Origin of the sequence: Pseudomonas sp. B21-028, from assembly GCF_024749045.1 — a bacterium.
GTDB lineage: Bacteria > Pseudomonadota > Gammaproteobacteria > Pseudomonadales > Pseudomonadaceae > Aquipseudomonas.
Genome location: NZ_CP087184.1, coordinates 1,948,667 through 1,962,069, shown reverse-complemented (window position 1 = coordinate 1,962,069; position 13,403 = coordinate 1,948,667). Strand labels below are relative to the sequence as shown.

Here is a 13,403-nt window from a genome sequence, read left to right as displayed (position 1 = left end):
GGAAAAAGGTACATTAGGCCGCCGGCCGATTAAGCCGACATTATGCGACGAGTACGGCAGACATGGGCGATCATTGCTGCATGTGGCCCTCGCCGTTTAATCGACGGTTAATCGCCATTCGCCATCGTGCTTTCCACTTGCTTCGTTCTAAGGCTTTATCCATGCGTCGATTGTTTTTGCTGTGGCTGCTGCTGATTTCGGGCCTGGCCCAGGCCGCCAATCCCTTCGAAACCAAACCCGATTTCCTGCCGGTGGAAAAGGCCTTCGTGTTTACTTCCGAACGCCTGGACTCCGGTGAGACCCAGCTCTTCTGGCAGATCGCCGATGGATACTACCTGTATCAGCAGCGACTCAAATTCGATGGCCTTGCCGACGCGCAAAAACCGAAACTACCGGCGGGAGAAGCCCACAGCGATGAGTTTTTCGGTGACCAACAGGTCTATCGCCAAGCGCTGGAGCTGAAGATTCCAGCAGGCGCCACCGGCAAGATCAAAGTGGGCTTCCAGGGCTGTGCCGATGCAGGGCTGTGCTACCCACCCCAGACCCAGGTGGTCGACCTGGGCGGCGATACCTCTGCGGTGGCCAAAGGCGAAGCGCCGGATCAGGCCCTGGCCAGCGGCCTGCAGCAACGGGCATTGGGCTGGAGCCTGCTGGTGTTTTTCGGTCTGGGACTGTTGCTGGCGTTTACACCATGTTCCCTGCCGATGTTGCCGATCCTCGCCGGCCTGGTGGTCGGCAGCGGTGCCGGGCCTCGACGCGGCCTGGCCCTGGCGGGCAGCTACGTGATCAGCATGGCCCTGGTGTATGCCGCCATGGGTGTGCTGGCCGCACTGCTGGGCGCCAACCTTCAGGCCTTGCTGCAACAACCATGGCTGCTGGGCACCTTCGCCGCGGTGTTCGTGGTGCTGGCGCTGCCCATGTTCGGTTTCTTCGAATTGCAACTGCCGGCCGCCTTGCGCGACCGCCTGGAGAACGCCGGGCGTCAGCGCCGCGGCGGCAGCCTGGTGGGCGCTGGGATTCTCGGCGCACTGTCCGGCCTGCTGGTAGGCCCGTGCATGACCGCCCCGCTGGCTGGCGCGTTGCTGTACATCGCCCAGAGCGGTAATGCACTGCACGGCGGCCTGATCCTGTTTGCCATGGGCGTCGGCATCGGTCTGCCGTTGTTGCTGCTGGTGACCGTGGGCAACCGTTTCCTGCCCAAGCCTGGCGCCTGGATGGATCTGGTCAAGGGCGTGTTCGGCTTCCTGTTCCTGGGCACCGCGCTGCTGATGATTCGTCCGGTCATCGACGGCTCGCTATGGATCGGACTGTGGGGCGTGCTGTTGTTGATCGCTGCCTACAGCGCCTGGCGCCAGACCGAAGGCTTCGGCCGCATGGCCTATGCCTGCGGCAGCGCGTCACTGCTGTTTGGCTTGTGGGGCAGCGCGCTGCTGGTGGGTGCTGCCGGTGGTAGCGATGATTTCTTCCAGCCCTTGAAGGTCTACACCGGCGCCCAGGGCAGCGCGGCGGTCAGCGCCCACGACGCCTTCGTCACGATCCGCGAGCCTGCCGTCCTGCAACAGGAACTGGACGCGGCCCAGGCCCAGGGCCAATGGGTGCTCGTGGATTATTACGCCGACTGGTGCGTGTCCTGCAAAATCATGGAGAAACAGGTGTTCGGCCGCGCCGAGGTGCTGAATGCCTTGAAGGACGTCCGCCTGCTGCGCCTCGACGTGACCGCCGACAACGCCGCCAGCCGCGAACTGCTGAGCCGTTATCAGGTACCCGGGCCGCCGAGCCTGCTGTGGATCGGTGCCGACGGCAAAGAGCGCCGCAGCCAGCGCATCACCGGTGAAGTCGACGCCAAGGATTTCCTGGAACGCTGGAACAGTACCCGGGATGCGAACTGATGCTGACACTCACCCTGGGTACCTTTGCCATCGCCCTTAACCATCTGCTGCTGATCAGTGCCCTGGCGCTGGCGACTTTCGTGGGCTGGCGAGTGGCCAAGCGCGGTGGCGAGAACCCCGAATCGGTGCTGTTCATGTTGTTCCTGGTTGGGCTCCTGGCCGCGCGGATCAGCTTTGTCGTCGCCTATTGGAACCATTATCAGGACGATCCGTGGCAGATCGTCGACTTGCGCGACGGCGGCTTCCTGGCCTGGCCAGGCATCGTGGCGCTGGTAATCGGGACTTTGCTGTGGGCCCGACGCCGACCGGCCCTGCGTCGACCATTGGGGATCGGCGTCGGCAGCGGCCTGCTGTTCTGGCTGGTGGCAACGATGGCGCTGACTCTCTACGAACAGGGCACCCGGGTGCCGGACATCGACCTGCGCGACGCCAGCGGACAGACCGTGAAGCTCACCGATTATCAGGGCGGCCCCCTGGTGATCAACCTCTGGGCCACCTGGTGCCCACCCTGCCGGCGTGAAATGCCGGTGCTGGAAGAAGCCCAACAGCAGCGTCCGGACCTGACCTTCCTGTTCGTCAACCAGGCCGAAAGCATGCAGAGCGTCAGCACCTACCTCGCCACCCAGGGCCTGAGCCTGGACAACGTCTTGTTCGACGGCAGCGGTCTCCTCGGCCAGGCCGTGGGTTCCATGGCGCTGCCGACGACGCTGTTCTACAGCGCCGACGGCCGCCTGCTGGGCAGTCACCTGGGTGAGCTGTCGGAGGCGAGTCTGGCCCGGGCACTGGAAAACTTCGAAACGCCGGGTTCCACCACGGCATCCCACCCCGCCACAAGGAAACCGCCATGCCCCGCCTCCGCCACTTGCTGACGCTGGCCGTCGCCACGGCGCTGCTGCAAGCGCCGCTGCTACAAGCCGAAGAACTGCCGGCAGCCATCAAGAAAATCGAAGCCAAGGGCGCGAAGATCGTCGGCACCTTCGAGGCACCAGACGGGCTACGCGGTTACGCGGCGCAATACCAGAACCGCGGCATGGCGCTGTACCTGACCCCGGACGGCCAGCATGTCCTGCTCGGCAACCTGTACGACGCCGACGGCAAGGACCTGAGCACCGAGCCGCTACAAAAACTGGTCTACGCACCGATGGCGAAGGAAATATGGGCAAAAATGGAGGCGAGCAACTGGATCGCCGACGGCAGCAAGGACGCACCGCGCATCGTGTATCTGTTCAGTGATCCCAACTGCCCGTACTGCAACATGTTCTGGGAACAGGCCCGACCATGGGTCAAGGCCGGCAAGGTGCAGTTGCGTCACATCATGGTGGGCATCATCCGCGAAGACAGCCCCGGAAAATCCGCCGCGCTGCTGGCCGCCAAGGACCCACAAAAAGCCCTGGAGGACCATGAAAAGTCCGGCAAGGGCAGCACGCTCAAACCCCTCAAGGACATACCGCCCGCCGTTCAGGCCAAGCTCGATGCCAACCAGCAGTTGATGGATGAGCTGGAACTGTCCGCCACCCCGGCGATTTTCTACCTGGATGCCAAAGGCGAGCTGCAACAGCAACAAGGCGCCCCATCGCCGGACAAACTGGTGAAAATTCTCGGGCCGAAATAGCCGACCCTGGAAATCGTTGCGGGGGCGGGCTTGCTCGCGATTGCAATGGATCAGTCGACAACGATGTTGACTGTACCGCCGTCTTCGCGAGCAAGCCCGCTTCCACAATGGCCCGGTGTTGCCAGCTCAATGTGGGAGCAAGCCTGCTCGCGATTGCAGTGGGTCAGCTACGCAAGAATTCAAGCAATGCCTCGGTAACGAACCCAGGATTCTCCAGGTTGGAAATGTGCCCCGCCTCCGGGATCAGCACATGGGGACAACCGATCAACCCGGCCATCTCCAGGGACTCGGAAGGTGGCCGTGGCTTGTCCTGGTCACCACACATCACCCAGGTCCTGTCGGCATCCAGCTCACCCAGGCGCGGCAGGATATCGTCGCGGCCAAAAATGATTCGCCCCAACGGCACGATGCTGTCGCGCAGGCGATCAGCCGGCAGCACGGCCAGTGTCGCGCGGAACTGCCGGTACAGCGGCGACTGCGGATCGATGCCTGGCCGGAAGAAGATCGGCACGACGATATCCAGCAACGGTTCCGGAATGCTGCCGCCGGCTTCGATCTTGTCGAACAGCGAGAAGTAATACAGGCGCGTCGGCTCCGGTTCGACGCCCACATAGGTGTCCATCAACACCAGCGCCTGGAGCCGTTTCGGGGCCATCAACGCCAGCCTTGCTCCCCACATCCCGCCCACCGAAAGCCCCACCAGACTGAAGCAATCGATGTCCAGATGGTCCATCAACCCCAGGACCTGGCGGGCCAGGTCGTCCAGGGAAGACATGCCCTGAGGCAAACGTCCGGATTGACCATGGCCCCACAGGTCCGGGGCGATCACCCGGTAATGTCGCGACAACGCTTCGATCTGCGGCGCCCACATGCCGTGGTCCCACAAATAGCTGCTGCCCAGCACTACTACCGGGCCGCGACCCTGATCCAGGTAATGCAGCGGTTGTCCGTCAAGGGTTGCAAAAGGCATCGATGACCTCCTTGTTTGCGTGAAAAAAACCCGGCCAGACTGACGTGCCATACGGCAAGCCGTCAATCGCCAAGGTCATCCATGTCGCGACAGGCACCTGTCAGGCTTGACAGTAGACCGACCCGGTTGCCGGCGATAGCGTGAGACTTCACAACGATCGGTGGAGAAACAGCCATGACAAAAGTCGAGCTTGAAGCGTTCGCTCAAGAGCAGATCGATCTCCTGAAACCGAAAGCCATCAACACAGACCGGGCATCCGGGCAAAGGGCCAAAGCAAAGCTGCTGTTTTTTGAAGCGCTGCTGGCCGCGTGTAGCCACACGCAGACACAGGAACAGTTCGGCTTGATGGATGCGGTCAATGACACCTTCCAGAAAATCGGCGCGTTTGGACCCGGTGAAGTCTTTTTCCATCAGCCTGAAAAATGCTGTTCGGTCTATCGCTCCGATTCGCCGGCCTGACGTCATCGCGAGAAGTGGACAAGAAGGGAGACCCTGAGACTGCGGTCAATGAGCGTGCGATGGCACCAGTTCAATCTGGTAAGGCTTGAAAATCGCCAGCAGTTGACCGTTATCGCGAAGCTTCTGCAGCAATTGTGCAAACGCTTCACTGGTAATCGGTGCCTGCGGCCGGATCAGGGCATAGTGGTGGTAAACCTGATCGATACGTTCGGACACCAGCAACTGGGGGCCGACCTCAGGGTTGCGCAGTACGTAATCGTTCAGGTACGAACGGGTCACCAGGGCGATGTCGGCACGTCCGCGCAAGACCATCAACAGGTTGCTGGCGTGGGAGTATGTCAGCGTGGCGTTGTATTGGCCCATCAGGAACTTGGGGTCGGCGTTGAACTCGGCAAAGGCGTAGTGGTAGCCGCTGAACAACGCCAGGCGCTTGCCTCTGAGGTCGCTGAAGTAGCTCTGCTTGCGATCCGGCTGTCGTTGGGTGACGAAAATTTCCGCATCTTCAAGGCCCATGTCCACTGCGGTATGAGGCACATCCTCCCAGCCCCACTCGGGGTTCTCGAAGATCGCCATATCGACCCGGCCTTGCTTGAAATCGTTGAAACGGCGTGGAATCGACGTTGGTACCAACTCGAACTGATAATCGGTCTGGGAGTGATTCAGGGCTTCGACCAACTGCGGCAGCAGGCCGGTGTCGGCGCCGTTTTCGGGGCGCACGGTGTAGGGTGGAAAATGCGCGGCCCCGATCCTGACCAGTTGCGCCGCCGAGGCCGGCACCATCAGGAAAACAGCCAGTGCAGCCAGCAAAGCACGCGAGGTCATCCCCTTCGGTGAAAACGTCAAGGCATCACTCCCCAAAAGTCCATCCATACATTCAAGCTAGGCGGTTTCAGCCACTTAGCCAGCTCCGCGGCCACTCAACGGGGCCGCTTGATTATTGTTTTTCTTCAAGCACCAGAATCAACGCTTGCTCGGCCAGCTGATCGAGACTCAGACTGCCCCCGACGCGAAACCAGGTAGTGGTCCAGGACAACGCGCCAGTGAGAAAACGCCGGGTAACGAACACGTCTCCGCGAATATACCCGGCATCCTTGGCCTGACCCAATACCTCGAGCCACAAGTCTTCATAAATATCCCGCAAGGCCAGCACTTGCCGTTGCCCTTCCCCGGATAGCGAGCGCCACTCATAGACCAACACCGCCATTGCCTCGCCGGTGCCGCCCATGATCGACTGCAATTCACAGCGGATCAGCGCGAGCACCCGTTCACGCACGCTGCCCGCCTCGGACAGTGCCGCACGCATCAAGGCGGTGTTGTAGAGGATGGTTTCTTCCATCACCGCCCGCAGGATCTCGTCCTTGCTTTTGAAGTGGTGGAAAATGCTGCCGGACTGAATGCCCACGGCGCTCGCCAGGTCGCGCACCGTGGTGCGTTCGAAGCCCTTGCTGCGAAACAGGTGGGCGGCGCTCTGGAGCAGCCTGCCGCGAGCACTGTCCGGGTCGGTCAATTGTCCGTGGCCAACCAGCTCACGCATCACCGTCAGGGCTTTTCGCTCGTCCACCCATTCTCCTCCCGCAGTCGTCGTGGCGCCGGCAATTTAAGCCGGGCCGGCCACCCAGGCAAGCGCTCGGACAGAAGTTGCGCGCATGAATCACTGGTGGCCTGCGTGGCTAATTCGCGCACTCAAATTAACCGTACAGGCCACTAGGCGAATGTACCGCATTTGACTACGCTCAAAACCATCTGCACGCCGATACCGGAAACCCGTGATGTCTCAATGGCTGGTGATTGATCTGGAGGCCACCACCGATGAAGGTGGCTGGCCGGTAGCCGAGATGGAAATTATCGAGATCGGTGCCACCCTGGTGAACCGTGACGGGCGCGAGCTGGATCACTTCCAGCGTTTCGTGCGGCCCCTGAGACGACCGCTGCTCACGCCCTTTTGCCGCGAGCTGACGCACATTACCCAAGCCAATATCGACAGCGCAGCGACCCTCTCCGAGGTCTGGCCAGCGTTCGAACGCTGGCTGGCGCCCTACCACGCGAACCTGGGGGGATGGGTCAGTTGGGGCGACTATGACCGCAAGCAGTTGCTCCAGGAATGGCAGCAGCAACAGTTAGACAGTGCTCTCGCCCGCGTGCCCCACATGAACCTCAAGCAACGCTTCGCCAAGACCCGTCGACTGGAACGGCCGCTGGGACTTAACGGAGCGTTGCAACTGGCCGGCCTGCAATTTTCCGGTCAACAGCACCGCGCCCTGGAAGATGCGCGCAATACGGCAAGGTTATTGCCCCTGGTGCTGGTGGATTGACCTGCCCCCGCCACAGATGACGAGTGTCGAAGCCTTGTGCATACTGGCCGGCCTTTTTCAGCCCTTTTTCGAGGAATCGCCCATGTTCAAAGTCAACGAGTACTTCGACGGCACCGTCAAATCGATCGCTTTCGGTACGGCTGAAGGCCCTGCGACCATCGGCGTCATGGCGCCGGGCGAATACGAATTCGGCACGGCCCAGCGGGAAATCATGCACGTGGTGTCCGGCGCCCTGACCGTGAAACTGCCCGGCAATACCGAATGGGAAACCTTCGCAGCCGGCAGCCAGTTCAATGTACCGGCCGACAGCAAGTTCCAGCTCAAGGTCGCGGTCGACACGGCCTACCTGTGTGAATATCGCGCGTAAGAGCTGTCGAGTGCAACGAGGCTGCGATCTTGTCCCAGGCAGTTGAGTCTTAGCGAAAGACCAAGGCAAAAGATCGCAGCGTTCGGCAGCTCCTACAGAGGGCTGTCCAGGATTTATTCGAGCACTTCGACCGGCATGCCGACTTCAAGCCGGCCATTGCCGTCATTGACCAGGTTCTGACCGAACATCGGACCGTCCGGTGTCGAACGATACTGCTGCAAGGTGGCGAAAGGCTCGCGGCCCGGATCGCGCTCGCCGGTCTGCGGGTCTACCGTGGTCATGATGCACCGCGAGCAGGGTTTGACCACCCGGAACTCCACATCACCGATACGAATGCGCTTCCACCCATCCTCGGCAAACGCCTGGCTGCCTTCGATCACCAGGTTGGGCCGAAAACGCAACATCTCCATCGGGCGACCGACCCGATTCGACAGATCCTGCAGCGAGTCCTGGCCGATCAGCAGTAACGGAAATCCGTCGGCGAAGGCAACCTTGTCGTCGTCCTTGCCATAACCGGCCGCCGTGGTGCGTGCCAGTTCCACCGGCACATGCACCAAGCGGGTGGTGTTGCCGATGAATTCGCTGACCCAGGCCGCCGCCTCGTCACCGGCATCCGGCACACGCAGGGTATCGCGCCAGATAATCACCCCGCGGCGCTGCTCTTCCCGGGTAGATGGCAGCGGCACGTCAATACTGCCGTAGCCCGGCGCACTGAGGGTCAAGCCCCCCGTCTCGCTCCATAATGCCGAGAGCTGGCTCATCTTCGCCACGGCCCGCTGGGTCAGGAATCGCCCGGTGCCTTCATCCACCAGCATCCAGCGCCGGTCACCATCCAGGCCTAGCTTGTCCAGGCCAATCCCTTGCAGGGACTGGCCCTTGCCGGACTTCAACGGATAACGGTACAGCGCGCTCAGACGCAACATGGTCAGCTCCCGGATGGTAAAAAAACGCCACCATATACGAGCCGGCCATCGAAGCAAACCACGATCAGCTTCAGTCGAGCATCAGTCGCTGGCGCACCACGTCGACCAGTTTGTCCGGCTGGAATTTGGAGAGGAAGTTATCGCAGCCGACCTTCTTGACCATCGAGTCGTTGAAGCTGCCGGACAGCGAGGTGTGCAACACCACGTAGAGTCCACGCAACCGTGGGTCGTTGCGAATTTCAGTCGTGAGGCGGTAGCCGTCCATTTCCGGCATTTCCGCGTCGGTGAAGATCATCAGCAGCTTATCGGTCATCACCTCGCCACTGTCGGCCCATGCCTTGAGCATGTTCAGGGCCTTCAAGCCATCGCTGGCAATGTGCATCTTGATGCCCAACTGACCCAGGGTGTCGCGCAGTTGCGAGAGCGCGACGTTGGAGTCGTCCACCAGCAGCACCTCACGTCCACGGGCACGCTCCAGCACCGGGTCTTCGAGTTTGTCTCGGGAAACCTTGGCGTTGTACGGCACGATTTCGGCCAGGACTTTTTCCACGTCGATGATTTCCACCAACTGATCGTCCACCTTGCTGATGGCGGTCAGGTAGTGTTCACGACCGGCGCTGGTCGGAGGTGGCAGGATCGCTTCCCAGTTCATGTTGACGATGCGGTCCACGCCACCCACCAGGAACGCCTGAACCGAGCGATTGTATTCAGTCACGATAATGGTGCTGTTGGCCCCCGGCACCAATGGACGCATGCCGATAGCCTGGGACAGATCGATCACCGGCAACGTCTGGCCCCGCAGGTTGACCACGCCACAGACAAATGGATGGCGCTGCGGCATCAGGGTCAACTTGGGCAGTTGCAACACTTCCTGGACCTTGAACACGTTAATGGCGAACAATTGCCGGCCCGCCAGGCGAAACATGAGAATTTCCAGGCGATTCTCACCCACCAGCTGGGTTCGTTGATCTACTGTGTCGAGAATGCTGGCCATCGATGACTCCTGGGGATTGTTCGGATGAATCCAATAGAACAGCTATCGGCCGCCCAAAGCGGATCTTGACCCCTGCCTGAAATACCTGCGCGAAGGATTGATATCACCTTAACATCATGTTTTACTGCCTTCACCTTCTTCATCCCCGCTTGCTTCCTCGCTGCGCGACTACGTTTTGCGCAAAAGGTTCCCCTGTCTAAGGGATTCCCCTAGGCACAATCAGGTCCAACCTGATATTCCCGATATCCAATAGCCATTAATGTGACGCCATTCTCATTGCTGAACGGAGTCAGGCCTTTGTGTGCGACCCCAGGACATCAGACTTCCAGCCTTTCGGCCGTTCCCGCCAGTGCAATCGCCTGCAGGCTCGTCCTTACCCAGGCAAGGCACAACGACGCGAGGTCCGTTCGTTGCCGACTGTCAGGTCCCGTCGCTCGCCACAAGCGGTTTCCTTTCGCCTGACATGATGTTGTGGAGATAAGCATGCCGAACGATCGTAAGAACTGGATCCAGCGCTTTCCCGAATTCCTGACCGAAGCCGAGACCCTTTTGGCCAAGTCGGAGGAATGCCTGAGCCATCTGCAATTGATCAGTAACGACAAGGATGCGATCGATTGCATGCTCAGCTCCCTGCTGAAGTTGGCAAACAAGGCAAATGCCTTGGCGCTGGAAGCCGTTTCGGAGTTTTCGCTGCATATCCATGGCTTGCTCAGTCATGCGCAAAACCACATGGAATTGCATGATCAGGCTCTGGAGGCATTGAAGGACTGCTTCACACTGATGGCATGGCAACTTGAACTCGTCGACCCCACCACCGGCCAGCTCAGCCTGGACAACAGCGAACAGACCTCGTTGATCGAAGCATTTGCACTCCAGGTGGGCCAGAGCCCCTGCGAGGCATTGCCTGCGGCACCTCCCCTGAGTCTGCTCTCCTATTCCCAGAAACAAGCGTGATAACGATGATGCCGGCCCAGCTCGACGAGCCTGCTCCACGGCGCTTTCAAGCGATCATGCCGAGCGCGACCAACCATGGATGAAGTGGTACTATGTCTCGCGTCGGGCACTTCAAAACAACGGCAGGAAATGCCGTCAATCTGAAGCCAGCCTCGACCAGAACCATTTACCGACCCGGGCCGCCCCCTGTGCTGACCGGCTCGCCCGCAGCGAACACTCAGTGGCTCCATCCGTCATGTACGCCAGCCTCAAGTCACTCGTCACCTGGCCGCCTTCCCGAGAAAACGCCCGCCGGTTCACACTGTTTCTGTGCACTTGCTCGACCCTTGGCTGCCTGCTGATCTATCTGCTTGCCCGTACATTGCCATTGGGCTTGCTGGTGTTGAATATTGCGGCCCTGGCCTGTGTCTGGATCCAGTACCAGTTGTCGCGAAAATCCATCAAGTTCCAACCCCAGGAGTTGGCCGACCGGCTGCTCGAAGTCCAGGAAAATGAACGCCATCGGCTCAGTCGCGAATTGCACGACGATATTGGCCAGCTACTGACGGCGGCGAAATTGCAGAGCGAATGGCTCAAGCGCCGGATGCCGGATGATCTGCAAGCGCAGTGCTCGATACTTGGCGAAACGTTGGACGAAACCCTCAACAAAGTCCGCGATGTATCGGCCATTCTCAACCCGAGGCAGTTGACCAGCCTCGGGCTTGAAGCCAGCCTGCGCGCGCACCTGCTCAAGACACTGGCCAATACTCCGGTAAGATGGAGCCTCGACTGCCAGCAGCGCATGACGGGCATCCCGGAGGAAATGACGGTCGCTGCCTTTCGGATCACCCAGGAAGCGGTCACCAACGTCTTGCGCCACGCCCAAGCGAGTAATCTGCTGGTGCGCCTGCAACGCCTGCCCGAAGGCCTGTCGCTGCTGATCCACGATGACGGTCATGGGTTCGTCCCGGCGCCCCACCCCGGTCGCGAAGGACAGCGCGGCATGGCCGGCATGTCAGAGCGAGTCGAGCAGTTGGGCGGCACGCTGAAAGTCATCAGTGAAGCCGGCAAGGGCACGCACATCGAAGCCCGTTTCCCCTGGGCCCCTCGCGCCCTGGCACGGGCCAGTAAAAATAAGGTTCTCCATTGACTTGTAATTTGCTCCTGGTAGATGACCACTCACTGATCCGCGCCGGTGTGCGCGCACTGATCACGGATCTGCCCGGCTATGCCGTCATCGGTGAAGCCAGTGACGGCGCACAACTCCTGGCGCTGGTCGAACGGCTGGACCCCGATATCGTGTTGCTGGACATCTCCATGAAGAACACCAGCGGCCTGGACGCCCTGCGCGAGCTCAAGCAGGTACGGCCACGCAGCAAGGTGCTGATCCTGTCGATGCACACCGATCCGGCGCTGATCATGCAGGCGCTTGAGTCCGGTGCCCATGGGTATCTGCTCAAGGACACGACGGCCACCGAGCTGGAACACGCCCTGAACGCATTACGTAACGATGAACACTACCTGAGCCCCGCCATCGCCCATACCGTGATCAACCAGGCCCTGACCCGCACCCAGCCGAAGCATCAGCCCTCCCCTGCCCAGACCCACAACCTGACGGCACGCCAGCTGGAAATACTGCGGCTGATCGTGCGTGGCAAATCCACCCGCGAAATTGCCAACGGCCTGAGCCTGAGCATCAAGACCGTGGAAACCCATCGGGCCCAGATCATGAAGCGCCTGCAGATCCATGACGTGGCCGGACTGGTGCTTTTCGCCGTGCGCGAGCAGATCATCAGCCTGGACGATTGAGCCTCGCCGAGGCAACCAGCAAAGGCGAGTCGGGTGGCAAATGTACACGCAGCGCCTTCGAACGCACCGTGAATCGCAGACTGCCAACCTGCAAGGGCTCGCCATCCAGATTGATATCCAGGCCCTGGGCCACGTTGATTTCCACCCATGGCAAGCGTGCGCGCACGAACATGTTGTCGATACCCAGGCCACCGGCGAGCAAGTCCTTTAGCGTACTGACCACTTCCTGGGGGGCTGGCAGGATGCTGATATCCAGCAACCCGTCATCGATCAGGGCCTGCGGACACAACTCATGGCCTCCTCCGGCCTGCCGGCCATTACCGATGCCCAACGCGAGCAGATCGCCCTGCCAGCTGAATCCCGGTCCCTGCAATTCGCCATAGGCCGCACTCAGTTCACTGAAGCGCGTGAGCCCGGTAAACAGGTAAGCGGCGCCCCCCAACACCTTTTTGAGTTCTTCGGAGGTATTTGCTGTTACCTGGCTGCCGAAACCGCCCGTGGCCATGTTGAGGAAAATCCGCCCGCCGACCTCGCCAAGATCGATGGGGTACGGTTCAACGTCCAGCAGATCCAGGGCCCGATCCGGCTCCAGCGGCACCCCGACCGCCCGGGCAAAATCATTGGCAGTGCCCAGGGGCAGCAACACCAGACTGGCCTCGCCGGGCGCGAGGGCCATCGCTTCGGCAATATCACGCAAGGTTCCGTCACCGCCGCCGGCAATCAGCCGCGTATAACCGGCCTCCAGCGCCTCCTCGACGCACCGCCGGGCATCGCCCGCCTCCCAGGTCAATCGCACCGCCAGGTCCCAACCCTGCTTGCGCCTGAGCATCACGGCGGCGCGAACCTCTTCGTTGAGCGCTTGCTTGCCATGCAGAATCAATAGCGCCTTGCCTTTGCTCATCCCTATCTCCGTCATTGGAAGGTTCCAGGGATTGGGACCACGCATTCGGCTGAAAAAGCCCTCGCCGCGTCAATTTAATAAAAAAACCCCACATCTGGCCCACGGATAAAGCGCCAGCCGGCGCATCGGAGCGACGTATCCGCAGTCAAAGAGTTTTCTTACAAGACTTGGCGAATCAGCTCAATTGACCCTCCAGCAGTATTGAGACACCTTGGCACTCTGTTGTGCTGGACC

15 protein-coding genes are annotated in these 13,403 nt (G+C 60.7%); 9 read left to right on the top strand and 6 right to left on the bottom strand.

Translation table 11 applies throughout. The features are described 5' to 3' along the window. Positions 1-161 precede the first annotated feature (161 nt). The 3 genes from dsbD to dsbG are packed head-to-tail and all read left to right on the top strand — an operon-like array spanning position 162 to position 3,501. A complete protein-coding gene (gene dsbD, locus LOY35_RS08990; protein WP_258631997.1) occupies positions 162-1,889 on the top strand; it encodes a protein-disulfide reductase DsbD in 1,728 nt (575 codons plus the stop codon). Further along, positions 1,889-2,758, top strand: coding sequence for a TlpA disulfide reductase family protein (locus LOY35_RS08985; RefSeq protein WP_258631996.1), 870 nt, complete (start codon positions 1,889-1,891; stop codon positions 2,756-2,758). Before dsbD ends, LOY35_RS08985 begins: the two co-directional genes overlap by 1 nt. Then, positions 2,734-3,501, top strand: coding sequence for a thiol:disulfide interchange protein DsbG (gene dsbG, locus LOY35_RS08980; protein WP_258631995.1), 768 nt, complete (start codon positions 2,734-2,736; stop codon positions 3,499-3,501). The genes LOY35_RS08985 and dsbG overlap by 25 nt, the downstream gene beginning before the upstream one ends. A gap of 163 nt (positions 3,502-3,664) precedes the next feature. Here dsbG and LOY35_RS08975 read toward each other — a convergent pair whose 3' ends face one another. Next, complete coding sequence (locus LOY35_RS08975; protein WP_258631994.1) at positions 3,665-4,471, bottom strand: alpha/beta fold hydrolase; 807 nt, start codon at positions 4,469-4,471, stop codon at positions 3,665-3,667. A 174-nt stretch (positions 4,472-4,645) separates the two neighbouring features. On the opposite strand from LOY35_RS08975, the gene LOY35_RS08970 reads away from it, so the two are divergent. Next, entirely contained in the window at positions 4,646-4,930 is a 285-nt protein-coding gene (locus tag LOY35_RS08970) for a hypothetical protein (RefSeq protein ID WP_258631993.1), read from the top strand. Between the two features lie 45 nt (positions 4,931-4,975). On the opposite strand, the gene LOY35_RS08965 is transcribed toward LOY35_RS08970, so the two are convergent. Together LOY35_RS08965 and LOY35_RS08960 are read right to left on the bottom strand one after the other, a co-directional pair. Next, complete coding sequence (locus LOY35_RS08965) at positions 4,976-5,752, bottom strand: ABC transporter substrate-binding protein (RefSeq protein ID WP_258633531.1); 777 nt, start codon at positions 5,750-5,752, stop codon at positions 4,976-4,978. A gap of 112 nt (positions 5,753-5,864) precedes the next feature. Further along, positions 5,865-6,491, bottom strand: a complete 627-nt coding sequence (locus LOY35_RS08960) for a TetR/AcrR family transcriptional regulator (protein WP_258631992.1) — start codon at positions 6,489-6,491, stop codon at positions 5,865-5,867. A 208-nt stretch (positions 6,492-6,699) separates the two neighbouring features. Between LOY35_RS08960 and LOY35_RS08955 the strand changes: the two genes are divergently transcribed. Both LOY35_RS08955 and LOY35_RS08950 read left to right on the top strand, forming a co-directional pair. Next, positions 6,700-7,242, top strand: a complete 543-nt coding sequence (locus tag LOY35_RS08955; protein WP_258631991.1) for an exonuclease domain-containing protein — start codon at positions 6,700-6,702, stop codon at positions 7,240-7,242. An 82-nt stretch (positions 7,243-7,324) separates the two neighbouring features. Then, positions 7,325-7,609: a pyrimidine/purine nucleoside phosphorylase gene (locus tag LOY35_RS08950; RefSeq protein ID WP_258631990.1), complete on the top strand. Its 285-nt coding sequence runs from the start codon at positions 7,325-7,327 to the stop codon at positions 7,607-7,609. Positions 7,610-7,722: 113 nt separating this feature from the next. Here the strand turns inward: LOY35_RS08950 and LOY35_RS08945 are convergent, their stop codons facing one another. Further along, a complete protein-coding gene (locus LOY35_RS08945; RefSeq protein ID WP_258631989.1) occupies positions 7,723-8,532 on the bottom strand; it encodes an MOSC domain-containing protein in 810 nt (269 codons plus the stop codon). A gap of 70 nt (positions 8,533-8,602) precedes the next feature. Further along, positions 8,603-9,526 carry a chemotaxis protein CheV gene (locus LOY35_RS08940; protein WP_024776730.1) on the bottom strand — a complete coding sequence of 308 codons (924 nt, stop codon included), beginning with the start codon at positions 9,524-9,526 and terminating at the stop codon, positions 8,603-8,605. A 483-nt stretch (positions 9,527-10,009) separates the two neighbouring features. Between LOY35_RS08940 and LOY35_RS08935 the strand changes: the two genes are divergently transcribed. The 3 genes from LOY35_RS08935 (at position 10,010) to LOY35_RS08925 (ending at position 12,268) form a co-directional block, all read left to right on the top strand. After that, the gene (locus tag LOY35_RS08935; RefSeq protein WP_258631988.1) at positions 10,010-10,480 is read left to right on the top strand and encodes a hypothetical protein; all 471 of its coding nucleotides are present in this window, start codon (positions 10,010-10,012) and stop codon (positions 10,478-10,480) included. Between the two features lie 235 nt (positions 10,481-10,715). After that, positions 10,716-11,609 carry a sensor histidine kinase gene (locus LOY35_RS08930; protein WP_258633529.1) on the top strand — a complete coding sequence of 298 codons (894 nt, stop codon included), beginning with the start codon at positions 10,716-10,718 and terminating at the stop codon, positions 11,607-11,609. Further along, on the top strand, positions 11,606-12,268 hold the full coding sequence (locus LOY35_RS08925; protein WP_258631987.1) for a response regulator transcription factor: 663 nt from the start codon (positions 11,606-11,608) through the stop codon (positions 12,266-12,268). Before LOY35_RS08930 ends, LOY35_RS08925 begins: the two co-directional genes overlap by 4 nt. Here LOY35_RS08925 and yegS read toward each other — a convergent pair. Beyond that, entirely contained in the window at positions 12,252-13,169 is a 918-nt protein-coding gene (gene yegS / locus LOY35_RS08920) for a lipid kinase YegS (protein ID WP_258631986.1), read from the bottom strand. The two genes, LOY35_RS08925 and yegS, sit on opposite strands and share 17 nt — an antisense overlap. Positions 13,170-13,403 lie beyond the last annotated feature (234 nt).

Excerpts from the sequence above, each read along its gene's own strand:
- dsbD (WP_258631997.1), top strand. The coding sequence starts at position 162 with ATGCGTCGATTGTTTTTGCTGTGGCTGCTGCTGATTTCGGGCCTGGCC.
- LOY35_RS08940 (WP_024776730.1), bottom strand. The coding sequence starts at position 9,526 with ATGGCCAGCATTCTCGACACAGTAGATCAACGAACCCAGCTGGTGGGT.
- LOY35_RS08955 (WP_258631991.1), top strand. The coding sequence starts at position 6,700 with ATGTCTCAATGGCTGGTGATTGATCTGGAGGCCACCACCGATGAAGGT.
- LOY35_RS08975 (WP_258631994.1), bottom strand. The coding sequence starts at position 4,471 with ATGCCTTTTGCAACCCTTGACGGACAACCGCTGCATTACCTGGATCAG.
- LOY35_RS08950 (WP_258631990.1), top strand. The coding sequence starts at position 7,325 with ATGTTCAAAGTCAACGAGTACTTCGACGGCACCGTCAAATCGATCGCT.
- LOY35_RS08930 (WP_258633529.1), top strand. The coding sequence starts at position 10,716 with ATGTACGCCAGCCTCAAGTCACTCGTCACCTGGCCGCCTTCCCGAGAA.
- LOY35_RS08970 (WP_258631993.1), top strand. The coding sequence starts at position 4,646 with ATGACAAAAGTCGAGCTTGAAGCGTTCGCTCAAGAGCAGATCGATCTC.
- LOY35_RS08985 (WP_258631996.1), top strand. The coding sequence starts at position 1,889 with ATGCTGACACTCACCCTGGGTACCTTTGCCATCGCCCTTAACCATCTG.
- LOY35_RS08965 (WP_258633531.1), bottom strand. The coding sequence starts at position 5,752 with ATGACCTCGCGTGCTTTGCTGGCTGCACTGGCTGTTTTCCTGATGGTG.
- yegS (WP_258631986.1), bottom strand. The coding sequence starts at position 13,169 with ATGAGCAAAGGCAAGGCGCTATTGATTCTGCATGGCAAGCAAGCGCTC.
- LOY35_RS08945 (WP_258631989.1), bottom strand. The coding sequence starts at position 8,532 with ATGTTGCGTCTGAGCGCGCTGTACCGTTATCCGTTGAAGTCCGGCAAG.
- dsbG (WP_258631995.1), top strand. The coding sequence starts at position 2,734 with ATGCCCCGCCTCCGCCACTTGCTGACGCTGGCCGTCGCCACGGCGCTG.
- LOY35_RS08935 (WP_258631988.1), top strand. The coding sequence starts at position 10,010 with ATGCCGAACGATCGTAAGAACTGGATCCAGCGCTTTCCCGAATTCCTG.